Annotated in this window: 25 protein-coding genes; 19 read left to right on the top strand and 6 right to left on the bottom strand. The window is 31.8% G+C overall.

The annotated features are described in order from the left end of the window. The 5 genes from NYQ10_RS10915 to NYQ10_RS10895 all read right to left on the bottom strand — a co-directional run bounded on the left by NYQ10_RS10915 (position 1) and on the right by NYQ10_RS10895 (position 3,721). Positions 1 to 945 (bottom strand): FemAB family protein, encoded by a 945-nt coding sequence (locus tag NYQ10_RS10915; protein ID WP_289880774.1) that lies wholly within the window; start codon positions 943 to 945, stop codon positions 1 to 3. A 7-nt stretch (positions 946 to 952) separates the two neighbouring features. Beyond that, positions 953 to 1,555, bottom strand: a complete 603-nt coding sequence (locus NYQ10_RS10910) for a trimeric intracellular cation channel family protein (protein ID WP_289880772.1) — start codon at positions 1,553 to 1,555, stop codon at positions 953 to 955. A gap of 57 nt (positions 1,556 to 1,612) precedes the next feature. After that, positions 1,613 to 2,029 carry a PH domain-containing protein gene (locus NYQ10_RS10905; protein WP_289880771.1) on the bottom strand — a complete coding sequence of 139 codons (417 nt, stop codon included), beginning with the start codon at positions 2,027 to 2,029 and terminating at the stop codon, positions 1,613 to 1,615. A gap of 4 nt (positions 2,030 to 2,033) precedes the next feature. Next, positions 2,034 to 2,879, bottom strand: coding sequence for a hypothetical protein (locus tag NYQ10_RS10900; protein ID WP_289880769.1), 846 nt, complete (start codon positions 2,877 to 2,879; stop codon positions 2,034 to 2,036). Positions 2,880 to 2,977: 98 nt separating this feature from the next. Continuing rightward, complete coding sequence (locus NYQ10_RS10895) at positions 2,978 to 3,721, bottom strand: RDD family protein (protein ID WP_276174549.1); 744 nt, start codon at positions 3,719 to 3,721, stop codon at positions 2,978 to 2,980. A gap of 20 nt (positions 3,722 to 3,741) precedes the next feature. On the opposite strand from NYQ10_RS10895, the gene NYQ10_RS10890 reads away from it, so the two are divergent. From NYQ10_RS10890 to NYQ10_RS10800, 19 genes are all read left to right on the top strand, one after another. Further along, positions 3,742 to 4,722, top strand: a complete 981-nt coding sequence (locus tag NYQ10_RS10890; protein ID WP_289880767.1) for a stage II sporulation protein M — start codon at positions 3,742 to 3,744, stop codon at positions 4,720 to 4,722. Between the two features lie 9 nt (positions 4,723 to 4,731). Further along, on the top strand, positions 4,732 to 5,505 hold the full coding sequence (locus tag NYQ10_RS10885) for a DUF4129 domain-containing protein (protein ID WP_289880765.1): 774 nt from the start codon (positions 4,732 to 4,734) through the stop codon (positions 5,503 to 5,505). After that, positions 5,498 to 6,700 carry a DUF4350 domain-containing protein gene (locus tag NYQ10_RS10880; RefSeq protein ID WP_289880764.1) on the top strand — a complete coding sequence of 401 codons (1,203 nt, stop codon included), beginning with the start codon at positions 5,498 to 5,500 and terminating at the stop codon, positions 6,698 to 6,700. The genes NYQ10_RS10885 and NYQ10_RS10880 overlap by 8 nt, the downstream gene beginning before the upstream one ends. 113 nt (positions 6,701 to 6,813) lie before the next feature. Next, positions 6,814 to 7,827 carry an AAA family ATPase gene (locus NYQ10_RS10875; RefSeq protein ID WP_289880761.1) on the top strand — a complete coding sequence of 338 codons (1,014 nt, stop codon included), beginning with the start codon at positions 6,814 to 6,816 and terminating at the stop codon, positions 7,825 to 7,827. Between the two features lie 79 nt (positions 7,828 to 7,906). After that, positions 7,907 to 9,238 carry a DUF58 domain-containing protein gene (locus tag NYQ10_RS10870; protein ID WP_289880759.1) on the top strand — a complete coding sequence of 444 codons (1,332 nt, stop codon included), beginning with the start codon at positions 7,907 to 7,909 and terminating at the stop codon, positions 9,236 to 9,238. 52 nt (positions 9,239 to 9,290) lie between these two features. Continuing rightward, positions 9,291 to 10,241, top strand: a complete 951-nt coding sequence (locus NYQ10_RS10865; RefSeq protein WP_289880757.1) for a hypothetical protein — start codon at positions 9,291 to 9,293, stop codon at positions 10,239 to 10,241. Between the two features lie 116 nt (positions 10,242 to 10,357). Beyond that, positions 10,358 to 11,443 (top strand): phosphoglyceromutase, encoded by a 1,086-nt coding sequence (locus NYQ10_RS10860; RefSeq protein WP_289880755.1) that lies wholly within the window; start codon positions 10,358 to 10,360, stop codon positions 11,441 to 11,443. Between the two features lie 43 nt (positions 11,444 to 11,486). Continuing rightward, a complete protein-coding gene (locus NYQ10_RS10855; RefSeq protein WP_289880754.1) occupies positions 11,487 to 12,419 on the top strand; it encodes a DUF2167 domain-containing protein in 933 nt (310 codons plus the stop codon). Between the two features lie 107 nt (positions 12,420 to 12,526). Next, a complete protein-coding gene (locus NYQ10_RS10850) occupies positions 12,527 to 13,027 on the top strand; it encodes a hypothetical protein (protein ID WP_289880753.1) in 501 nt (166 codons plus the stop codon). 87 nt (positions 13,028 to 13,114) lie between these two features. After that, a complete protein-coding gene (locus tag NYQ10_RS10845) occupies positions 13,115 to 13,903 on the top strand; it encodes a TrmH family RNA methyltransferase (RefSeq protein ID WP_289880751.1) in 789 nt (262 codons plus the stop codon). 297 nt (positions 13,904 to 14,200) lie between these two features. After that, on the top strand, positions 14,201 to 16,420 hold the full coding sequence (locus NYQ10_RS10840; protein WP_276174558.1) for a RelA/SpoT family protein: 2,220 nt from the start codon (positions 14,201 to 14,203) through the stop codon (positions 16,418 to 16,420). A gap of 88 nt (positions 16,421 to 16,508) precedes the next feature. Further along, entirely contained in the window at positions 16,509 to 16,967 is a 459-nt protein-coding gene (locus NYQ10_RS10835; protein WP_029268726.1) for a Fur family transcriptional regulator, read from the top strand. A gap of 94 nt (positions 16,968 to 17,061) precedes the next feature. Next, entirely contained in the window at positions 17,062 to 18,333 is a 1,272-nt protein-coding gene (locus tag NYQ10_RS10830) for an adenylosuccinate synthase (protein WP_289880749.1), read from the top strand. A 54-nt stretch (positions 18,334 to 18,387) separates the two neighbouring features. Then, positions 18,388 to 18,969: a GDP-mannose pyrophosphatase NudK gene (gene nudK, locus NYQ10_RS10825; RefSeq protein WP_289880747.1), complete on the top strand. Its 582-nt coding sequence runs from the start codon at positions 18,388 to 18,390 to the stop codon at positions 18,967 to 18,969. 110 nt (positions 18,970 to 19,079) lie between these two features. Further along, positions 19,080 to 19,964, top strand: coding sequence for a L,D-transpeptidase (locus NYQ10_RS10820; protein ID WP_289880746.1), 885 nt, complete (start codon positions 19,080 to 19,082; stop codon positions 19,962 to 19,964). A 350-nt stretch (positions 19,965 to 20,314) separates the two neighbouring features. Continuing rightward, on the top strand, positions 20,315 to 20,905 hold the full coding sequence (locus NYQ10_RS10815) for a TetR/AcrR family transcriptional regulator (protein ID WP_289880744.1): 591 nt from the start codon (positions 20,315 to 20,317) through the stop codon (positions 20,903 to 20,905). A 106-nt stretch (positions 20,906 to 21,011) separates the two neighbouring features. Next, positions 21,012 to 22,151, top strand: coding sequence for an FAD-dependent oxidoreductase (locus tag NYQ10_RS10810; protein ID WP_289880741.1), 1,140 nt, complete (start codon positions 21,012 to 21,014; stop codon positions 22,149 to 22,151). A gap of 66 nt (positions 22,152 to 22,217) precedes the next feature. Continuing rightward, positions 22,218 to 22,589, top strand: a complete 372-nt coding sequence (locus NYQ10_RS10805) for a hypothetical protein (protein WP_289880739.1) — start codon at positions 22,218 to 22,220, stop codon at positions 22,587 to 22,589. A 284-nt stretch (positions 22,590 to 22,873) separates the two neighbouring features. Beyond that, positions 22,874 to 23,707 (top strand): hypothetical protein, encoded by an 834-nt coding sequence (locus NYQ10_RS10800; RefSeq protein ID WP_289880737.1) that lies wholly within the window; start codon positions 22,874 to 22,876, stop codon positions 23,705 to 23,707. A 55-nt stretch (positions 23,708 to 23,762) separates the two neighbouring features. On the opposite strand, the gene guaB is transcribed toward NYQ10_RS10800, so the two are convergent. Next, positions 23,763 to 25,235, bottom strand: a complete 1,473-nt coding sequence (gene guaB, locus NYQ10_RS10795) for an IMP dehydrogenase (RefSeq protein ID WP_184166635.1) — start codon at positions 25,233 to 25,235, stop codon at positions 23,763 to 23,765. Positions 25,236 to 25,402: the final 167 nt, after the last annotated feature.

The raw sequence follows: 25,402 nt of genomic DNA, 5'->3' as shown, positions 1-25,402 counted from the left end.
TTACATTAAATTTATTTTATAAAAATCTTGATTATAAACTGAACAGCCTAATTCTTCTTTTTGTTTTATAAGCCCGAAATTATAACCTGATTCATTTTCGTCATCTACAATTCCCATATCAAAAAAACACTTGCCTTCTTTTTTATATTTATAAATTAGATTAATAAATAAAAAGTCTAATGCTCTAAATTTTTCCCCTTTTTTAGAAGTAGCACCATACTGAGATTTAACACAATTTTCCGTTTCAAAAATCGTAATTCCTGCAATAATTTCATCATTTCTGTAGGCAGAATATTGCTTGATATTTTTAGGGAATTTCGATTGCAAAAGTGTGATTTCTTCTTTAGAATGAACTGGTTTTACACCAAACTTCTCTAATAGTCTTGGTTGTAAAATATTTTCCCAAAATGGATCGAAACTTTCTTCTTCAATAATATCTAAATCCAGATTTTCAATTCTTCTGAAATGTTTCATTTTACTTTTGGAAATTTTCAAAGGAACTGACAAATTAACTGCCAAATTCATTTCTTTTTGTTCTAAAACAGCTCCTCTTTTCAACAGAAAAAAGTCCATTTCTTTATTTCCTTCCAAAAAATAAAAACTAGGAACTGGCTTATAAAAAAAGGTTTCAATTTGATTTTCTTTCAAAAAAAGTAAAATTTCATCTAAAATTGATTCTATTTTTTCTGCTTTCATTTTTGATAAAAAAACCAAACCTCCATAAGTTAAACCTTGATGAGAATAAACAGAATTGTCTCTTTTATTAGCAGGAAGAATTGCTCTCAATTTATCTTCTTCAAAAATTAAAAGCGAAAAATCTTCAAAACGATCTTTATGATATTCCATAAAATCGCGATGAAATAAAAAAGTAGCATTTTTGGATTGGGCGACAAAATCGTTCCAGATTAAATAATCGTCTTGATGGTATTTTTTTATGGTATACATTTCTAGATTATTTATGGTCAAATGCTTTTAAATGCCATTTGTATTTTACTGCCATTAATCTAATTAAGATAATAATTAAGGAAGTAACTAAATATAAAATATCGTCGTCTAAATTTAATTTTCTTAAACCAAAAAATACAATTCCGCCGAAAATACAAATTGTAGCATAAATTTCTTCCCTAAAAACATTCGGAATCTCATTGCATAAAATATCTCGAATTACTCCGCCAAAACAAGCAGTCATTGTTCCTAAAGCAATGCAAATCGCGGGATGAAGTCCAGTTAGAATTCCTCTTTCAAGACCAATTAAAGTAAAAACTCCAAGTCCGATAGTATCAAATAAAAATAGAGAAGTTCTAAGTTTATCAAATCTTTTTCTAAAAATAATAGCTAGAAAAAAACCTAAAATAATTACATATACATATTGCATATCGCGCATCCAACCAACTGGAGTTCTTCCGATAAGAACATCACGAAGCGTTCCTCCTCCTACAGCCGTTACAAATGCAATGATAAAAACCCCAAACGGATCTAGTTTTTTATGCATTGCTGTTAAAGCGCCCGACATAGCAAAAGCCATTGTCCCAATAATATCTAGTAAATGAAACATTTTTCTTAAGTTACAAAGAGGTAAAGGTACAAAGGTGCAGAGTTTTTAGTATTCTTCCTATTTTTTTAGTACTATTTCTATTTCAGGATTTATTCTTTTTATTTCTTCAAGAAATTTTGTTTTTTCTTTGGGAGAGATTAAAATGGTTTTGTTTTTATTGTACAAAATTTCTAAACGATCAAAAGAAATAGCTGGAGCGCTCCAAATACTATTAGTCTCAGAAATTTTGGTAATACTCGAAATATCCAGAGAAGTATTGACAATGAAACCGCTTTTTATAACTAATGTTTTATTTTTAATACTGTAAAAAGTTGTATAAAATAAATGCGTAATAAAAGCAATCTGAAAAATTAAAATCATACTTGCTTTCCAATTAGCATCTAATAAAAGTCGCACGAGCGCGCCGCCTAATATCAATGCTAAAAAAAGTACAAGAAAAATATCGATTTTTGATCTAAACTTGTTATCGACCATTATATTATTTCTTAGTGTAAATCGGACTTCTTTTTAATAAATAAGAAACAGATTCCATCCAACTGTCTTTTACGGCTAAAAATGGTTTACGGGTTTGCGAATAGATTTTGTCTTTATTTTTATACATATCAAAGTAAACCGTGTAATAGTAGTAACTCTGGTTGTTTGCTGTTGTTGTCGAAACGTCGCTTGTTGTTACTTTTTTGTTATTATTGCTCACTTTGGCATTTCCGCTATTATAAGTTGTTGCCGTTGAAGTTGTTCCAATAGTATACGATACTTTTGTGGCAACAATATTATCAACTCCTAATATTTTTTCGAGATCTTCAATTGGTGTTTCATCAATATTTTTGTAATCGATTCCGGCTTTATGCAATAAACTATTTGTGGTTCTTAAATCTTGAACGGTCAGTGGAAATATATTTGAAGATTTATCTAACAATTTGTTATACAAATCATTCTGCGCAAATTTTGCCATATCTTCAGAAGCTTCTTGCGTATCAGAATTAACATAAGGAACTGGCAGTACCGCGATGGTATTTGGCTTAACATCTTGAGCGCTTATGGTTTGACTTGAAGTTGGTTCTGAATTATTTTGAGAAACATCAAAAGTTTGAGATCTTCCGCTTGCGAAATCAATTCTGGCAATTTTCGAAATATCAATTGAAATTTGAAGCGTTTCTCCAGGAAGAGAATATTCTACGGTGTTATCAGACATTTTTGAAATCGTACATTCAATAATCTGATAATCTCTTTTTATGATTTTATCTAATTTTTTTCCGCCTTGAGCGAAGTTGAAAAGAGTGATAAAAAACATTAATGCGGTAAACAAAGCCTTTGAATTTCTCATGTTTTACTTTTTAAAATTAACCCACTAATTAATAACATGTTAAATATAAAAAAATATCATCAAAACCTAAAGAACTTTTTCGATATCTAAAAAAAAGCTTACATATGTTGTGTGTAGAAATTATAATCTTTTAAAATTACTCGAATAAAATCGCTATTGTTTCCAGATTGGTTTTTAATTCCGGTTACAGCTTCAATTTTCGCGACCAATTTATAGATAATTTCATGATCGTTTTTGGCTTCAGCTTTTTGAAAAGTTTCTTTAATAATACGCATATCATTATCTGAAAGCTTGATTACCAAAGGATAAGTCGGAACATAAGCATCGTCTATTTCTTCTAAAATAGTATGACTGATATTGATTTTATTTTTTAATGTTATTACCGCCGTTCCTGCCGCCATATCGCCTAAGCGCTGTGCATTTTTACTGGTAATCACTGCAATTATTCCTGGAAGACCGAAAAAGCTAAAAAAGTCAATTACTCTAAAAAACCAACGCACCAGATAATCTCCAAAACCTGCCTGATAACCATCAATTTTTACCACTTTAATTTTAACAACTCTTTTTCCTAACGATTGTCCTTCAAAAATACTTTCGAGAGCTAAAGAATAAACAATTAGCGGCGAATACAAAATGATAAAAATAGCTCCTCTAGACCATCCGTCTAAATCAGTCATCAATTTATCAAGTTTTAACCAACTGAAAAGAATTATCGAAAGCGCCGTGGCATAAGAGATCATAATGAACAAATCGATAAAGAATGCCCCTAATCGCTCGCCTACTGTAGCGGCAATAAAATTTATTTTAACATTTTGTGTCGTATTAATAGATAATTCTGACATATTTTATATTTTAGCCAACAATGAGAGAAATCGCCTTTATAAAACAAAACAAAGAAAAATGGCTCGAATTTGAGCTGGCAATTTTCGGTAAAGCTAAAAAAAATCCTGATGAATTAGCTAATTTGTACATTCAAATGATGAATGATTTATCTTATGCCCAAACGTATTATCCTAAAAGTAAAACGGTTGTCTATTTAAATCATCTTGCTTCGCAGATTTATCAAAAGATTTACAAAACAAAGCGCACGGATAGAAATCAAATTGTTGAGTTTTTTAAAATTGAAGTTCCTTTGCTGGTTTACGAATACAGAAGGTATTTATACTACGCTTTTGCTTTATTTTTTATAACTGTTGGCATTGGTGTTCTTTCGGCTCGATATGATCAAGATTTTGTTAGGCTTATTATGGGCGACGAATATGTAAATATGTCTTTGGCAAATATCAAAAAAGGTAATCCGATGGCGGTTTACGGTTCTGGCAGCAATTGGGGAAGTTTTATTGGAATTACGGTCAACAACTTACATGTAGGCGCAAAATGCTATTTCTATGGCATAATTGCCGGACTTGGCACTTTTTATATTTTTTTGCAAAACTGTATTATGCTAGGTTCTTTTCAATACTTTTTCTACGAACATGGCGTTTTTTGGAAAAGTGTAAGAGGAATTTGGATTCATGGTTCGATGGAAATTTTTGCCATTGTAATCGAAACTGCAACTGGATTTATTTTGGGAGCTTCGATTCTTTTTCCGAAAACTTTTTCACGCTTAAATTCGTTCAAAATCGGGTTTAAAAACAGTTTCAAAATATTCTTGAGTACTTTTCCTTTTACAATAAGCGCAGGATTTCTAGAAGGTTTTATCACAAGATATTCTCTTGATATGCCAATTTGGTTAAGCATTTTTATTATTTTGGCTACTTTAAGTCTCATTTCGTTTTATTATTTGATCTACCCTTTTATCGTGCACAAAAAAATACATTCTTTAACAGCCAAAAATCTTTAAACCCAAGTAATGACAAGATTCTTATTTATTTTATCTTTTCTTTTTTGCTTTGGCGTTTCAATGGCTCAAGACAGTACTGCTGTATACGAAGAACCTCCAAAAGTATCTGGAATAAAATTTTCTGAAAAAGATATTCAGATTGATGCCTCAACAATTGAAGCCAAACATTTTGATAAAAATTTTAAGAAAAAATATACTGGTTCGGATTTTATTTATGAATATCAAACTCCAGAAAAAAACTGGTGGGATCTTTTTAAAGAATGGCTCGCAAAACTATTTGCAAACCTTTTTCATTTTGAAAGTGCACAGACTTCATTAAACTTTGTTGTGATTTTATTTCGAATTATTGCCATTTTGGTGGTTGTTATTGTTGTTTATTTTATTGCTAAAAACATATCCAATCAAGAAGGAAAATGGATTTTTGGGAAATCGGATAAAAAGACCATATTTTATTCTGATGCCGAAAAAAACATTCATCTTTTAGATTTCGAAAAGCTTATTAAAGAAAGTATTCAGAACGGCGAAAAAAGAGCTGCCATTCGCTACTATTATCTTTGGCTTTTAAAAGTTATGGCTCAGCATAATTATATAGAATGGGATATCGAAAAAACCAATTCTGATTATTTGTACGAATTACAGCAAACAGCTCATAAAGAAGAGTTTACTTATCTCTCCTACTTATACAATTACATCTGGTACGGCGAATTTGAAATTGACGATATTAGATTTAATAGCACAGAAAACAGATTCAAACAAGCTTTAAAAACCTTTGGCAATGGATAGAAATATTAAAATATACATTGCGTTTTTGGTTTTGCTTTTTGGTTTTATTCTGTTGATAGACAAAGGACAGCCAAAACCAATCGATTGGACTCCGACTTATTCTGTAAACGACAAAATTCCGTTTGGTCTTTATGTTTTTGATCAAGAAGCAAATCGCTTTTTTAAGAATCAAAAAATAAAAAGAATTTCAACCGAAACGGCATACGAATACTTAGATTCTGAATATGATGATTCGAAAGATGTAGAAAATTATAAAGTGAAAGGTAATTTCATCAATATTTCTGAAGTGAATAATATTGATGATCGATCGATGATAGAGATTTTATATTTTGTTTCGCACGGAAATAAAGCTTTTTTGAGCATGAAAGAATTTCCGAGCTTGTTGCTTGATTCTTTAAAAGTTCGCACACAAGCCGATTTTCCTCCCGCAGATAGCGTTGTAACATGGTTGGCAAACAAAAAATTAAGCAATAAAAAATATACTTTAAACTCTGGCTTAAATGATTATTTTTCTAAAATTGATACCTTAAATACAACTGTTTTAGGATATCAAAACAATAAAAAAAATAAACAGATTAACTTTATTGAGGTTCCTTATAAAAACGGATATTTTTATTTGCATACACAGCCAGTAGCTTTTACCAATTACACTTTGCTGAAAAAAGACCATTATAAGTATGCTGAAAATGTATTGTCTTATTTTTCAAAAGGAGATGTTTTTTGGTACAATAAAGAACCTAAAGACGAACGAATTTCGGGTTCTCCTCTTCGTTATATTATGAGTCAGCCGCCTCTAAAATCGGCTTGGTTTTTAGGTTTATTTGGTATTTTAATTTTTATGATTTTTAATGCAAAACGAAAACAACGCGTCGTTCCGATTATTAAACCATTAGAAAATTTAACGGTCGATTTTACCAAAACGATCGGAAATTTATATTATCAAGAAGGTGATCACACCAATTTAATTGACAAAAAAATCATTTATTTTCTAGAAAAAATTAGAACTGACTTTTTAATAGATACAACAAAACTGAATGATGATTTTATAAAAAAATTACATTACAAAACCGGAAAAGACGAAAAAGATATTGAAGAACTTGTTTCTTTAATTAACAATCATAGAAATAGTTATCACGGAAGTCTTGAAGAAGATTTGCTGCGAATAAATACCGCAATTGAAAAGATTTTGCACTAATTAAAAATATAAGCCACAGATTAAAATGATTAACACAGATTAATTCATTCTATAAAAATCATTTTTAATCCTCTTAATCTGTAGTAAAATAAAAATAAAAAATAGACCAAATTATGGACGATATCAATACAAATGCAAACGAAATCACTAACGAAAATGTGAATTTTGAAACCCGAATTAATTTAGGGCCGCTTTTAGATCACGTAAACACAATTAAAAAAGAAATTGAAACCGTAATTGTTGGACAGCACAAAATGGTCGATCAGCTTTTGGTTGCTATTTTATCAAACGGTCACGTTCTTCTTGAAGGTGTTCCTGGAGTTGCTAAAACAATTACTGCCAAATTATTATCTAAAACCTTAAATATTGGTTTTAGCAGAATACAGTTTACGCCAGATTTGATGCCGTCTGATATTTTGGGAACTTCTATTTATAATTTGAAAAGTTCAGAATTTGAATTTAAAAAAGGTCCAATTTTTTCTAATTTAATTCTAATTGACGAAATAAACCGTGCGCCGGCAAAAACGCAAGCCGCACTTTTTGAAGTTATGGAAGAACGTCAAATTACAATTGACGGTTCTGAATATCAATTAGACGCGCCTTTTTTGGTTATTGCAACTCAAAACCCAATTGAACAAGAAGGAACTTACCGTTTACCTGAAGCGCAATTAGACCGTTTTCTTTTTAAAATTAGTATTGATTATCCAAAATTGAATGAAGAAATTTTAATTATTCAGAGAGAACATACTTTACAAAACCACGATAAATTAGAGGCAATAAAAACAATACTTTCTTCTGAAGAAATCAGACAATATCAAGGTTTGGTAAAACAAATTAGAGTTGAACAAAATCTACTGGAATACATTGCCCGAATTGTAGTAAATACTCGCGAAAATGCCTTTTTATATTTAGGAGCGTCTCCTCGTGCCTCAATTGCAATTTTAAATGCGGCTAAAGGTTTTGCAGCTATACGCGGACGCGATTTTGTTACGCCAGAAGATATTAAAGAAGCAGCAACTCCAGTTTTGCAACACCGTGTTATTGTAACTCCAGAACGTGAAATGGAAGGTATTACAAGCTCAGAAATTATTAAACAGATTATTGAAACGGTAGAAATACCAAGATAATTGTTAATTGTAAATGGTGAATTGTTAATGAGTAAAACTTGAAACTTGAAACCTGAAACTTGAAACTCAAAACAAAAAAATGAAATTCATAAAAAGTCTATATCTAAATAATTTCTTTTTCTATGTGCTTTTAGGCATTATAGGACTTTTTGTCTGCGCTTTTATTTTTCCAAATATTTACAATGCAGTTTGGCTTCTAGTTTTAGGATTAGTGACTTTTTTAGGAATCGATATTTTATTGTTATATACTGTCAAAACGGGGATTGAAGCAGAAAGAATTACACCCGAAAAATTATCAAATGGAGATTTAAATCCGATAAAAATCAGTTTAAAAAATCATTATAATTTTTCTGTTTTAATTAAAATTATCGATGAAATCCCGTTTCAATTTCAAGTTCGCGATTTTAAGATTTTAAAAACAATTGATGCCGCGACACAAAAAGAAATCAGCTATGAATTGCGTCCGACGGAACGCGGTGAATATTTATTTGGCGCTTTAAATATTTATGTTTCTTCGCCTTTAAAACTAATTTCGAGAAGATTTATTTTTGATAAAAATCAGATGGTTCCAACTTATCCATCTTATATTCAATTAAGGAAATACGATTTAATTGCTTTTTCGAATAATCTGTTTCAATACGGAATCAAGAAAATACGCCGAATTGGGCATACAATGGAATTTGAGCAGATTAAAGAATATGTTCAAGGTGACGATTTAAGAACACTAAACTGGAAAGCGACTGCGAAAAGAAACTCTTTGATGGTCAATCAGTTTCAGGACGAAAAATCGCAATCTGTTTACATGGCAATAGATAAAGGCCGTGTTATGCAAATGCCTTTTGACGGATTGGCTTTGTTGGATTATGCGATAAATTCTGCTTTAGTTTTGTCGAATGTCATTCTCAAAAAACAGGACAAAGCCGGACTTTTTTCTTTTTCTAAAAAAGTTGAAAATAGAGTTTTTGCAGAAAGAAGAGGTTCTCAAATGCAAAAAATTCTAGAGACTTTATACAATATCAAAACCGATTTTTTTGAAAGCGATTACAGCAGACTTTATGTTGATATCAAGAAAAATATCAATCAAAGAAGTTTAATTATTCTGTACACTAATTTTGAAACAATGGACGGCTTAAACAGACAATTACCTTATTTAAAAGGAATTGCAAAAAGCCATTTATTGGTTGTGGTTTTCTTTAGCAATACTGAATTGAACAGCATCATAAATAAAAAAACAAATACGCTTCAGGAGGTTTATGACAAAGTAATCGCAGAAAAATTCATGTTCGAAAAACGACTAATTGTAAACGAACTAAAAAAATATGGAATCCATTCGGTTTTAACACAACCAGAAAATTTGACTTTAGACGCTATTAATAAATACTTGGAAATTAAATCTAGAGGAATTTTATAAAGCTTTTAAAATGTTTTAGTAAACTATAAATAATTAATTTTAAAAACTCTAAATGAAAAAAACATTACTTTTTGCATTCGCTTTTTTTAGTTTTCTATCTCATGCTCAAAAAGTTGAAGAAATAACAATTCCAAAAGGTGTCGTTTATAATTATATAAGCGTTAAAACTCTCGAAAAAGCCAAAAAATTAATTGCCGATAATTTATCCGATAATCCTGATTATAAAATAGTACAAGATCATCTTATAATTGGACCCGTTTTATGGAAAAGATATAAAGAGAATGAAAACCTCAAAAAAATAGAAGGCAGAAAAGTACAGTTTCATGTTGACAATTTAATATTAGAAGGTAAAACGAGTCAAGATTTTGACGAATCTAAAATTATTTGGGATGAGTTTAAAAAGGAAGTTGCAAACGATTATAAAATAAGAAAAGCAACCCCAGAAGAGTTAAATTATTATTGGTCTGTAATCTCTTTTGATATTGAAGAACCGTTGTTAATTGTTGAAACAAAAGAACATAATTATATTTTAAACCTTTTAAAGAAAAATTTAAAATTATTATGGTTAGATGAAGCACCAAGATCTGGAACTGTTGACAATCTTAATAATTCGCCTGTTGTAATGTACCAAAATGGCGAAGTAGTTGATTCTCTATCAAAAGGAAGCAAAGAAACCAAACTCGAAAAACTAATTCTTTTAAATTCTGATGAAGAAATAGTTGAAAATAGTTCTGTAGAAGATATCCAATTGATCATTGCAAAAACTAGTGAAATCTTCGAACAATTATTTAAAGACTCTCAGAAATCTGGAAAAATAATGGTGGAGATTGAATTAAAAGAGAAAAAAAATGAAATTCAATACGCCGTTAGAGACGATTTAGATTTGGATATTATGAAAGTGTTTGAACAAAGAATCAATTCTGAAAGCTATCCAAATTCAAGAAAAAAACCTATAAAACTGCAACTCATTTTTAAGGTTAATTCGTTTAACGACACAGAATAAAAGGCTTCTTTTCATCTTTTATTAATTTATAGTTACATTACGACATTCCGTAAAAATTGCTTAATAAAATTAATTAGTTTTGAAATATAATTCATGAAATTTCAAACTAATTAAAAATGAAAAAAGCAATTTTAATTCTGTTCATATTATTGAGCTGTAAATCTTTAGCACAAAAAACAGAAAACATCATTATCATCACTACAGACGGTTTTAGATGGCAGGAAGTTTTTAAAGGAATTGATCCCGCAATTGCAAACGACAAAAAATTCAATCAAGGAGACAGCGCTTATATTTATAAAAAATATGCTGATGCCGATATCAAAGAAGCACGAAAAAAATTAATGCCTTTTTTCTGGTCAGAAATTGCTTCAAAAGGTCAAATTTATGGCAATAGAGATTTAGGAAACAAAGTTGATGTTGCCAATCCTTATTGGTTTAGTTATCCTGGATATAGCGAAATTATGACTGGAAATGTTGATTTAAAAGTCAACTCAAATGGTTATAAAGCCAATCCAAATGTCAATATTTTAGAATTTCTAAATCAGCAATCTAAATTTAAAGGAAAAGTAGCTGCTTTTGGCGCGTGGGACGCTTTTGACAGAATTTTAAATGAAGAAAGAAGTGGTTTTCCTGTCATTTCTGCTTTTGATAAAGTTGGCGGAAATAAACCAACTGCTTCTCAAAAATTATTGAACGAAATGCGCGATAATTCGTTTAAGCCTTTTCATGAATCTGAATGTTTAGACGTTTTTACACATTATCAGGCATTAGATGAGCTTAAAACAAAAAAACCAAAAGTCTTATATATTGCCTATGGAGAAACGGATGAATGGGCACATCATGGAGATTACAGATCTTATTTAGATGCAGCAAATCAAGTTGACAAATGGATTCAGGAAATCTGGAATTTCATCCAAAATGATCCTCAATACAAAAACAAAACTACCTTATTTATTACTGTAGATCATGGCCGTGGCGACAAAGTAAAAGCGCAATGGACAGATCATGGTGCCGATGTTCCTGGCGCATCTGAAATTTGGTTTGCTGCAATGGGACCAGAAATTGCTCCAAAAGGAGAAATCAAGACAGAAGCTCAATTCTACCAAAAACAATTTGCCCAAACTTTGGCAAAACTACTTGGATATGATTTTAAAACATCGCATCCTGTCGAAAAAGAGATTTCAGAATTATTCAATAAGTAATCAAAAACCATAAATAATTAACCAATTTAAAACCAACCCCAAAATGAAAAAAACACTATTTTTTCTTTTTTTATGGCTGATAGCAATTCCTAAAATCAGCGCTCAAAAACCCGATACACTTGCCGCTTACTACGACAAAATCGAAAAATCTTTTACTTATGAATCTGGAAAAATCACTCTGCAAGAAGGTGATGGAACATTAAATGTACCAAAAGGATTTAAGTTTTTAAATGCCGAACAAACGCAAAATGTCTTAAGCAATTTGTGGGGAAATCCAGAAGATAAAACCATTTTAGGTTCTCTAGTTCCAGACGGAAAAGGCGTAACGCACAACAACAGCTGGATGTTTGTAATTAGCTATCAAGGCGATGGTTATGTAAAAGACGACGATGCTGGCGACATTGATTACGATGATCTTTTGAAAACAATGAAAGAAGACGTTGCCGCTGAAAATGAAGAAAGAAAAAAAGGTGGCTATTCTGAAGTTGAATTAATCGGATGGGCATCAAAACCTTATTATGACAACACTTTAAAAGTATTGCACTGGGCAAAAGAACTAGAATTTGGACATGATAAAAACCATACTTTAAATTATGATTTAAGAGTTTTAGGAAGAAAAGGAATGTATAATATTTCTGCTGTTGCTGGCATTGATCAGCTTGCAGAAGTAAAAGCAAGTATTCCAGGAATCATTAAAAGTGTTGAGTTCAACGATGGAAATAAATACCTTGATTTTGATGCTGACACTGATACTGTTGCCGCTTGGACAATTGGCGGACTTGTAGCTGGAAAAGTGCTGGCAAAAGTTGGATTCTTTGCTATTTTAGCCAAATTCGCAAAATTTATCGTAATCGGAGTTATTGCTGCTTTTGCAGGAATCAAGAAATTCCTTTTTGGAAATAAAGATCAAGTGGTTACAAAACCTGCTGAAGAAACAGCTCTTTTAGAGGAAAATAACAATTCTACAGAAGAGTAAAGATTTTATTTGCCACGAATTTCACGAATTTACACGAATTATTTTTTGTTTTACTACGAGGGAAAATTAGTGAAATTCGTGGCAAAATATTAAATAGATATATCACAATGACAAATAATTGGACAGACATAAAATGGATTTTTGAACCTGAAGGATCATTACGGGATATCTACATAAAAAACACATCTATTGATGATTGGAAGATTTTAATTAATTATCTGAACTCAAGCCAAATCGTAAAATATGGTCTAACTGGAGAAAACCAAATTATTAATCCAATTGATTTAGAATATGTAATTGAATACTTGCATGATGAAACAGGCTTAATGGAAACAAAATGTGCATCAATTATAATTGATAATATTATAATAAATCAACATTTTTTCTCAATTAATGAAATTGAATTTGATATCGATCCAAGAGAAATAACTTCTTTTGAAGACTATAAAGAGATTCTAAATTTTATGAATGAAATTAGCAGAATATTACAAAAATCAGTTATCCTAACTGGTGAAAATCAAATGGATTTTCCACTTATCGAAGTCGACTTTTCGAAAAACTTAATAAAGGCATTAACACAAAAAGAAGCTGAAAAACTATGGAAATAATTTGTAAACCTACAAGGTTTTAAAAACCTTGCAGGAAGAAAAAAACTCTGTACCTTTGCCCCTCTGCAACTTTGAGCCTTAAAAAAAATGAAACAAATTACTTCAATTCAAAATCCGTTTATAAAATCTTTAGTTTTACTTCAGGAAAAATCTAAAGCTAGAAAACAAACTGGAACGTTTTTGATTGAAGGTTTAAGAGAAATTTCATTAGCCATAAAAGGCGGTTACGAAATTGAAACTGTTTTATTTTTACCTGAATTAGTTTCAGAATCAGAAATCAATAAACTGATTCAAAATTCATTTCAATTAATTGAAATCAATAAAGAAGTTTATCAAAAACTGGCTTATCGCGACACTACTGAAGGAATTTTGGCGGTGGCGAAGACCAAATCTTTAAAATTATCAGATTTAAAACTATCTGAAAATCCATTGATTCTGGTTGTTGAATCTTTAGAAAAACCAGGAAATATTGGCGCTGTTTTACGAACTGCAGATGCGGCAAATTTAGACGCGGTTTTAATCGCGAATCCAAAAAGCGATTTATATAATCCAAATATTGTGCGTTCTAGCGTTGGCTGTCTTTTTACCAATCAAATCGCGACCGGAACAACTGAAGAAATTATCGCTTTTTTAAAAGAAAAAAAGATCAGTTTTTACAGTGCCACTTTACAAAATTCAACTTCTTATCATACTCAAAACTTCACTACTCCAACTGCTCTAGTTGTTGGCACAGAAGCTACTGGCTTAACACAACAATGGCGTGACGAAGCTACGCAAAACATTATTATCCCAATGCAAGGCGAAATTGATAGTATGAACGTTTCTGTCGCTGCCGCAATTTTGATTTTTGAAGCGAAAAGACAAAGAGGATTCTGATTTTAGTCCCGAAGCCTCGGGATTAGATTTTAAATTTTAGATTTTAAAAAAGTCGCTTTACTCCTTTTGGAATTTGGTCCCGAAGCTTCGGGATTAAAAATTGGAATTTATTTTTAATCCCTATTTCGGTTGTCAGGCTGAGCGAAGTCGAAGCCCTTTTTAGAGATCAAAATCTCAAAAATTACACTCTCAAAAATCTAAAATCTAATCCCGAGGCTTCGGGACTAAAATCTACAATCGTATAGCCTTGCGTATGTTCAAACAAATTCTTATTTTTAGTACTTGAACTATGCCGTTATGACAGAAATAGATATTGAAAAAGAAAATAAAGCTATTGCGCAGGAATACAAAGAATTACTACGAATAAGTTACCAAACTTTAACCCCAGCCGACAAAAAATTAATTCGAAAAGCCTTTGATGTTGCGGTCGATGCACACAAAGAACAGAGAAGAAAATCTGGCGAGGCGTATATCTTTCATCCTATTGCAGTTGCTAAAATCGTTGCCTCAGAAATTGGTCTGGGAGCGACTTCTATCGCCGCGGCCTTATTGCACGATGTTGTTGAAGATACTCCAATTACGGTTGAAGATATTGAGCGCTTATTCAATCCGAAAGTGGCACAATTGGTTGAAGGTTTGACGAAAATCTCATTAGTTCAAAAAGATTTAAACGCTTCGATGCAGGCGGAGAATTTCAGAAAAATGATTCTGACTTTGAATGATGATGTTCGAGTAATTCTGATCAAATTGGCCGATCGTCTTCATAATATGCAAACTATGGATTCGATGGCAGAATATAAACAAACCAAAATTGCATCTGAAACTTTATACATTTATGCTCCTCTTGCCCACCGTTTGGGACTTTATAACATTAAAACCAAACTAGAGGATTTAGGACTAAAATATACTGAACCAGCAGTTTACAACGACATTGTTAGTAGAATTCGTGAAACGAAAGAAGAACAAGACGCTTACATCAAAGATATTTCAGATGTATTGAAGAAATCTTTGGATAACGAAGGTGTCGATTATATCATAAAAGGACGCCCGAAATCTATTTATTCTATTCGTAGAAAAATGCGTGCTCAAAATGTAAGCTTCGACGAAGTGTACGACAAATTCGCGCTAAGAATTGTTTATAAATCTGATCCTCACGAAGAAAAATTTATAGCTTGGAAAATTTATTCCATCGTTACAGACCACTATCGCCCGAGCCCGAGCCGTTTGCGCGATTGGATTTCATCACCAAAATCTACTGGTTATGAAGCGCTTCACATCACCGTTATGGGACCAAAAGGTCGCTGGGTCGAAGTTCAGGTTCGAAGTGAGCGTATGGATGAAATTGCAGAAAAAGGTTATGCTGCGCATTACAAATATAAAAATGGAGCAACTGAAGAAAGTGGCTTAGACGTTTGGCTGAATTTACTTCGTGAAGCGCTAGAAAATCCAGAAACAAACGCAGTTGATTTTGTTGAAGATTTTAAAATGAATTTATATTCTAAAGAAATCTTCATATTTACGCCAAAAGGAGAAATCAAATCATTGCCTAAAGGCGCAACTTCTCTAGATTTTGCGTTTAGCATTCACTCAGAGATTGGAATTAAAACCCGCGGAACTCGTGTAAATGGACGTTTAGTTCCTTTGAATTACGAACTGAAAAGTGGAGATCAGGTCGAAGTTATTACTTCTGCAAATCAGAAACCAACTGTAAACTGGCTGGAATATGTAACTACTTCTAGAGCAAAAAATAAGATTAAAAACGTTCTAAACGAGAATACTAAAAAAATTGCAGAAGAAGGAAAAGAATTACTGGTTCGAAAACTGAAACATTTAAAAATCACTTTTAATGAACAAGTTACAAACGAGTTAGTTAATTTCTTTAAATTAAAAACAAGTTTAGATTTATTTTACAGAGTTGGAATTGGCGCGATCGAAAATCAGCAGTTAAAAGATTATGCGGCGCAGAAAGGAAATTCTTTCATCAATTTCTTTAAAAATAAAATCAAAAGAAATAAAGATACCGCCGACGAAGATATTCACAAACCAGTTATCAGCAGTAATTATGACATGCTGGTTTTTGGAACGGAACACGATAAATTGGATTATAAATTATCTCAATGCTGTAATCCGATTCCTGGTGACGATGTATTTGGTTTTGTGACGATTAACGAAGGAATTAAAGTGCATAAAAAAGATTGTCCGAATGCTATCGGAATGCAGTCTAATTATGCCTACAGAATCATGAGCGCTAAATGGATTGACTCTTCGCAAGAAGAATTCAAAGCCATTATCAATATTACAGGAATGGATGTTTTAGGTCTTACAAACCAATTAACAAGAGTAATTTCGAACAATATGAGCGTAAATATTCAAAGTATTTCGTTGAGCACAGATGCTGGGATTTTTCATGGACAAATTGCTGTAATTGTAAAAAATAACACCATTTTAAAGAAAATGATCAATGCTATTAAGAAGATTGACGGTGTTGACAAAGTGACTAGAGAATACAGAACCTAACTTTTTAACCTATCTATAAGGGTTTTATAACTAAACTTTAAACCCGAAACTTTTATTGATTGAAAATAAAAATTTATCTTTGCCGGATATGACACTCATTTCAACTGACAACACTAGAAATCAAGAAATTGTAAAAAACGTTTTTACAATGTATCTTGAACAAAAAGGGCATCGCAAAACTCCTGAGCGTTATGCTATACTTCAGGAAATTTACGACAGCGAAGAACATTTTGACATCGAAAACTTGTATATCAAAATGAAAAACAAAAACTATCGTGTGAGTAGAGCTACTTTATACAACACGATCGAGTTATTGTTAGACTGCGCTTTGGTTAGAAAACATCAATTTGGACAAAATCAGGCTTACTATGAAAAGTCTTATTTCGACAAACAGCACGATCACATTATCATGACTGATTCTGGAGAAGTAATTGAATTTTGTGATCCAAGAATTCAAACCATCAAAAAAACAATCGAAGAAATATTTGATATCGAAATTACGAATCATTCACTTTATTTCTACGGAAACAAAAAGCAAAAACAATAATCCGCAAAGAGGATTTATTCAAAAAAATAAAAAAGAAAATTAACTACATAATCAGTAGGACAACTTTGATTGTCTCAACGCAAATTAAAAAAGAATGACCGTAGATTTATTACTAGGATTACAATGGGGAGATGAAGGTAAAGGAAAAATTGTAGACGTACTTACCTCAAATTATGATATTATTGCTCGTTTTCAAGGAGGACCAAATGCAGGACATACATTAGAATTTGACGGAATTAAACACGTACTTAGAACTATCCCTTCTGGAATTTTTCATAAAAACTCAGTAAATATCATCGGAAATGGTGTTGTAATCGATCCTGTAGTTTTTCAAAAAGAAATTGAAGGTTTAGAAAAATTCAACCTTGATATCAAAAGCAAATTAATTATTTCTAGAAAAGCACACTTAATTTTACCAACTCACCGTTTGCTAGATGCTGCTTCTGAAGCTTCTAAAGGAAAAGCGAAAATTGGTTCTACACTTAAAGGAATTGGACCAACTTACATGGACAAAACTGGTCGAAATGGTTTACGTGTTGGAGATATCGAATTAGAAGATTTCAAAGATCGTTACAGAGCTTTGGCTGACAAACATGAAGCAATGATTGCTTTTTATGATGTTGCGATTCAATATAATTTAGCTGAACTAGAAAAAGAATTCTTCGAAGCTATTGAAGAATTGAAAAAATTAGATTTCATTGACAGTGAAGAATACATGCACCAAGCTCAAAAAGCAGGTAAATCTATTCTTTGCGAAGGAGCTCAAGGATCTTTACTAGATGTTGATTTCGGAACTTATCCTTTCGTAACTTCATCAAACACTACAGCTGCTGGAGCTTGTACAGGTTTAGGAATTGCTCCTAACAAAATCAAAGAGGTTTATGGAATTTTCAAAGCTTACGTTACACGTGTTGGTAGCGGACCTTTCCCAACTGAACTTTTTGACGAAGTTGGTGCTACAATGGCAAAAGTTGGTAACGAATTTGGTTCTGTAACAGGAAGACAAAGACGTTGCGGATGGTTAGATTTAGTAGCTTTAAAATATGCTGTTCAAGTAAATGGAGTTACTCAATTAATGATGATGAAAGGTGATGTTCTTTCTGGATTTGAAACTTTAAAAGTTTGTACAGAGTATAACTACAAAGGACAAAACATTTCTCACTTTCCTTACAACATTGAACCAGAAAATGTTACTCCGGTTTACAAAGAATTTAAAGGATGGAAACAAGATTTAACTGGTTTAACATCTTATGACCAATTGCCAATTGAGCTAAAAGAATATATTGAATTTATTGAGAAAGAAATCGAAGTGCCAATCAAAATTGTATCGGTTGGACCAGACAGAAAGCAAACAATAACAAAATAATACATTTAAACGCTCTGATAATCAGAGCGTTTTTTTATACAAATTATTTCATTTATGAAAAATCCAAAAGTTGAAATTAAAGAAACTAAATTATTATCAGACAATTGGTATATCTTAAACCGAGTTACTTTTGATTACCAAAAAGAAAATGGCGAATCTGAAATTCATACTCGTGAAGTTTACGATCGTGGAAATGGCGCCGGAATCTTATTATACAATTCAACAAAAAAAACAGTCATTTTAACTCGCCAGTTTCGTTTACCGACTTTTCTTAACGGAAATAAAGATGGAATGATGATTGAAGTTTGCGCTGGACTTTTAGACAAAGACAATCCCGAAACGGCGATTATTCGCGAAACCGAAGAAGAAACAGGTTATCGTATTTCTAAAGTAGAAAAAGTTTTCGAAACTTATATGTCTCCAGGCGCAGTAACCGAAATTCTTTATCTTTTTGTTGGCGAATACGACGAAAGCATGAAAGTAAGCGAAGGCGGCGGACTAGACGCTGAACAAGAAAATATTGAAGTTTTAGAATTTACTTTTGATCAAGCTTATGCTATGATCGAATCTAGAGAAATTACTGATGCAAAAACTATTATGCTATTGCAGCATGCTAAAATAAAAGGTTTGATTTAATTAAAATCATTTTATAATACATAAATGTAAATCCCGAAACCAATTCAAAAAATTATGTAACCCTTTTCAGCTATCATAATCATAACTTTATTTTCATAAAAATACGACCTATGAAAAAGTTATATTACACAGCAAACGGATTATTATTATTAACGTTAGTATTATTAGGCTCTTGTAAAAAAACCGATACCATAACGCTGACTGAAAATAAAACAGATAAAAAAGAAGTAATTGAATATAAAAAACCCAAAACGGTTTCTTATCAAATTTCTAATACAAAAGAGTGGCTAAAGGTAAATGAAGCTGATAGCAGTAAAATGAATATTGTTTACGCATTAAACAGAACTGATAAAGCAAATTTCAAAAAACTAGATTCTGTTGTAATTCCTGCAGATTTTAGCGGTGATTTGGTTTATTATCTTCCATTTCCATTGCATGTTTCTGCTTTAGAAGAAGTTTCTAAAATAATATTATTTTCATATCCAACGCAAGCTTTTGCTGCTTATGAAAATGGCGAATTAGTTCGTACGGGTCCAACCAACATGGGAAGAAAAAAAGATCCTACTCCAACTGGATTATTTTTCACCAACTGGAAAGCAGAACAAACAACTAGTACATTTAATGACGAATGGGATTTAAAATGGAACTTTAATATCGAAAATAAACTTGGCGTTGGTTTTCATCAATATGAATTGCCTGGATATCCAGCTTCGCATTCTTGCTTAAGATTATTAGAAAAAGACGCTAAATATCTTTACAAATTCGCAGACGAATGGATTTTGAAAGACAAAGAAAATGTAAAAGTAAAAGGAACTCCAGTAGTTGTTTTTGGAAGTTATCCTTTTGACGGACCAAAACCTTGGCTGCAACTCGCATCAGATCCGAAAGCTTTAGATATTTCTGAAGGCGATATAGAAACTGCTACCAAGCCTTATTTAAAAGAGATTTTAGAAAATCAGAATCTTAGAGAAGCAGAACCTACGAAAACTTTATAAATATACTATCCATATAAAATCAGCTGAAACAATATTAAATTGTTTCAGCTGATTTTTTTTGTTTCAATATATAAAGTAAAAAATTTGGCTAAAGCCTTTTTCTCAATTTATAATAAACCTCCAGCTAAAGCTGGAGGCAATTCAGTTATTCTCAAATCAAATTAAAAGAAACACAATAAACCACTGCAATCAACCATTACAATTAACAATTAACAATCAACCATTAACAATTAACCATTAAATAAAAAAACCTTTGTTCCTCTGCACCTCACTAACTTTGAGCCTTGAAAAAATAAATAAGCGAACATTCATTTATTATTTATATCTTTGCATCATAATTAGTTAAGACTATGAGAACAAGAGATATTAATAAAGAAGAAATTGTAAAGCAAAAAGCAATTGAAATGATTGTTGCGCAAGGCATAGAAGGTTTTGGAATGAATCGTCTAGCAAAAGAATGCGGTATATCTGTCGCAACACTTTACATTTATTATTCAGACAAAGAAGATTTGATTAGAAAAATCGGAATTGAAATTGGTAAAAACTTCTTCGAAAAGATGTTCGACGGATTTTCTGCGGATATGAGTTTTAGAGATGGATTACGAATGCAATGGGAAAACCGTATTTATTTCAATTTAAATTTTACACTTGAAGCGACTTGTTTAGAACTATTAAAACATTCTACTTATGGTGAGGCTATTGTAACTGAAATATCAGGCGATTACAAACAAATGATGACAGAATTTATGCTTGCCGCAATTGATAGAAAAGAACTTATTTCTGTTCCTTACGAAATATTCTGGAGTATTGCTTACGGACCACTTTATTCTTTATTAGAGTTTCATCGAGAAGGGAAATCAATGTCCGGAAAAGCTTTTGTTTTTACTGAAGAACTAAAAACCGAAGCTTTCAATTTAGTTTTAAAAGCTTTGACACCTTAATTTTTCAACAACAATTACAATTTCTAAAATCAATTTAAAATATTTCAAATTCTAATTGTAACTCTGAGCAAAGTCGAAGAGCAATTACAATACAAATTTTAATAAAATGAAAACTTCAATTATAGAAAATAAAAAAATTGCCATTATTGGCGGCGGTCCAGTTGGATTAACAACTGCTCGTATTTTACAAATCAATGGTGCTGACGTAAAAGTTTATGAAAGAGATATTAATGCTGAAGCCAGAACTTCTGGCGGTACTTTAGATATTCACTCTGACTCAGGTCAATACGCGATTCAAAAAGCTGGATTAATGGACGTATTTCTGCAATACGCAAGACCAACTGGCGAAAAAATGGCTGATATAAATGGCAATATAACTTCTGATGAAATGCCAGATGAAACTAATGCTTTTTCTCGTCCAGAAATTGATCGTAAAGATTTAAGAAAAATTATGTTGGACAATCTTCACGAAAACACAGTTTCTTGGGATAGTCAATTAATTAATATCGAAAAAACTGAAAGTCAGTATGTTTTAGAATTTAAAAATGGCACAAAAACTACAGCCAATTTTGTAATTGTTGCCAACGGAGGAAGATCTAACGCCAGAAAATTTCTCAGCGATCAGGAACCACAGCTTTCGGGAACTTATATCATTCAGGGAGAAATTGTAAATCCAGAGCAGGATTATCCTGAATTTAAACCAAAATATGGAAACGGAAATGTAATGGCAATGGGCGAACACAAAATGTTTTATACCCATACTATGCGCGATGGTTCTGTACATTTTGGAGTTTCGTTTAAAGCAGATGAAGATTGGATTTTTAATCACGGAATTGATTTTAAAGATAATAACTCTGTGATTTCCTTTTTAAATGAAACTTTCAAAAATTGGGGTGACGATTATAAAAAATTCTTCGCCGCTTCTACCGAATTTTCAGGTTTGCCTTTACGATTATTCTCTTTGGAGGAATCTTGGAAAGAACATTCAAATATTACTCTTGTTGGAGATGCAGCGCATTTAATGCCTCCATTTGCTGGCGAAGGAGTTAATATGGGATTGTTTGATGCTTTTCATTTGACTGAAAATTTAACCAATGGAAAATTTGAAACAATTGATGAAGCAATCGCAGATTACGAACAAAAAATGTTTGGTTACGCCTTAGAAGCGCAACGTATGACTAAAAAAATGGAAGATTTATTGCATTCAGATATTGTTGCGGAGGATATTTTGAATAGTAGGTTTTAGCAATTATAAAATCTCTTTTGATATTTTTTTAAGTAAATTTGAAAGATTAAAACTACATTCAAAATCATGGACTCAAAACAATCACTTGATATTTTTGGAAAATTCTTAGTTAAAAATCTAAGAGATAAAGGAATTAGAAATGCTGAAACTCTTTTAAGCAATAAATCTAAAGCGCCATCAAATTTAAAATTGCAAACAGAAATTAGTCAATTTAATGAATCACAAAAAAAACTAATCAAAGAAATTGTTATTAAAAGTATTGATATCGCAATTCATGATTTTCTTTTTTCATTACAAGAATTGGCTGATTTTGAAAACAATATTCAAATATCAATAAATAGCAAAAATATAGTTGAACTTAGTGATGGAATTCACGGAGAATCTTATTCTGAAAATGGATGGAATGCTAAATTTAGCAAGTATGGCGCAAAGGAATAAAATAATAAAAAATTAAATCAACACGAATATATAAAGCTCCGGCGGAGCGACATTTTTTAACCTAACATATTTCGCTCCGCCGGAGCTTTATATTAAAAACGTATAATTTTTTCTATAAATATTTTGCTTCTCCGAAGCTTACAAAAAAAGCTATTTTTTTTAGACAGCCCTTTCGTAGCTTTCTAAACGAGCGAAAAATCTTGTTTAAACAAAACAGCAAAGTTGTTTTTAATTTCTTACTTTCGTTTTGAACTAGCGAAAAGAAAAACGCTTCAAACTTAACTATGAAAAAACTATTTGTACTTCTTTTTATTTCTGCAACGATCTTTAATTACGGTCAGTCTAATCAAATTTTAGATTTTAAAGCTGGTTATTCTCCACAAACTGTTTATAATCAAACAACAATTAATTCTTCAGATTATGAAGTTACATATTCTGGAAGTGAGACTTTTTTAGAAACATTAAAGAAAAATCAAGTACCAAACCCAACAGCAATTAAAAGCATCATGACCATTGAAATTGTTTCTAAAACTGGTAAAACAGATAAAGAAGGAACTTTTCCTATTACAATTGAATACTTGAAAGCTGTCGATGGAAATGGAAGAACAATAATTCCAAGCGGCACATTGCTTTACGGAAAAACTTCAGAAACCACTTTACCAAAAATGGATTCTATTGTTGCGAAAGACATGGAAGAAAGTATGAAAAATGTCATTTTTCAAACGGTTCAAAGTACTTTTTCGCAATTAGTTATGCCTCAGAAAAAACTAAAGATCGGAGAATCTTTTGTTCAGGAAAGTCCATTAACATTACCAATTGCAGGTATTAACATTGAAATGGTGATTACTACGGTATACAAATTAAAAAGTATGAATTCAAAAAATGCATTCTTTGATATTTCGCAAACTTATACAATGAAAATGTCTGATACAAGATTTGACACAAGCGGTTCTGGAATTGGAAATGGAGATTTAATTTATGATATTCCAAATCATTTTATGGCCGAAAACAATTTAAAAATGGATTTTAATCTTGATTTGAAGGATACCGATTTTAGTATACAGTTAAAATCAAAAAGTGAATTTAAACAAACATCGCAAATATCAAAAAACAAATAAAAAAAAGGCGTAAGAATTAAATCTTACGCCTTTTTTTTATCTATAAAAGCTAAAATTATCTAGAATAATTTGGAGCTTCTTTTGTAATAGTTACGTTATGTGGGTGACTTTCAGTAATTCCACTTGACGTGATTCTAACAAAACGCCCTGTTTCTTGTAAAGTAGGAATATCTTTAGAACCGCAATATCCCATACCAGCACGAAGACCTCCGATGAATTGAAGCATACTTTCGTTCAATTCTCCTTTGTAAGGAACACGTCCAACGATTCCTTCTGGAACTAATTTCTTAACATCGTCTTCAACATCTTGGAAATAACGGTCTTTAGAACCAGTTTGCATTGCTTCAACAGAACCCATTCCGCGGTAAGATTTGAATTTTCTTCCTTCAAAAATGATAGTTTCTCCTGGAGATTCTTTTGTTCCTGCTAATAACGAACCTAACATTACACAGTCAGCACCTGCAGCGATTGCTTTAGGAATATCTCCTGTATAACGAATTCCACCATCAGCAATTACTGGAACTCCAGTTCCTTTAATAGCCGCAGCAACTTCTAAAACTGCTGAAAATTGAGGAAAACCAACACCTGCAACGATACGAGTTGTACAGATAGAACCAGGTCCGATTCCAACTTTTACTCCGTCTGCTCCATTTTCTACTAAATATTTAGCAGCTTCTGGAGTCGCAATGTTTCCAACAATTACATCTATTTGAGGGAATTTTGCTTTTACTTCTTTCAATGTATTTACAACACCTTCAGTATGTCCGTGAGCTGTATCGATAATAATCGCATCTACACCAGCAGCAACCAAAGCTTCAGCTCTTTGAACTGCATCACCAGTAACTCCGATTGCGGCCGCAACTCTTAAACGACCAAAAGAATCTTTATTAGCGATTGGCTTTTGAGTCAGTTTTGTAATATCTCTAAAAGTGATTAAACCAACTAATTCGTTTTTATCGTTTACAACTGGTAATTTTTCAATTTTGTGACCTTGCAAAACAACTTCAGCCTGCTCTAATGAAGTTCCTTCAGAAACTGTAACTAAGTTTTGGCTTGTCATAACTTCTGCGATTGGTCTTGCGCCATTTTTCTCGAAACGTAAGTCACGATTCGTTACAATTCCTTTTAAGATTTTGTTTTCGTCAACGATTGGGATACCTCCGATTCCGAATTCTTTCATGGCATTTTTTGCGTCAGCAATAGTAGAATTCATTGGCAATGTTACCGGATCGATAATCATTCCTGCTTCAGCACGTTTTACTTTTCGAACTTTTCCTGCTTGTTGTTCGATAGTCATATTTTTATGTAAAACACCAATTCCGCCTTCTTGTGCCATAGCAATTGCCATTGCACTTTCTGTAACTGTATCCATAGCAGCAGATACGATTGGAACGTTTAATGTGATGTTTCTTGAGAATTTTGATTTGATACTCACTTCGCGGGGAAGCACATTCGAGTAGTTAGGTACTAATAATACATCGTCGTAAGTTAAACCTTCGCCGATAATCTTGGAGTTGTGTGCTATCATGTTGCAATTTCTAGTTGAATTGCGTGCAAATATAGTGAATAAATTGCTAACTTAAATACTAAGTTATTCATAAATTTGCATTTACAAGAATTGTCTTATAAAAACATATGCCCTAGCCCAGATGGAAATGAAAAGCCACGAAAAGCTAAAAAACATTTTTTTCTGGT

It is taken from the genome of Flavobacterium johnsoniae, from assembly GCF_030388325.1.
Lineage (GTDB): Bacteria > Bacteroidota > Bacteroidia > Flavobacteriales > Flavobacteriaceae > Flavobacterium > Flavobacterium johnsoniae_C.
Note: the sequence above shows the minus strand (reverse complement) of the source record. Positions and strands in the feature narration are given on the sequence as shown.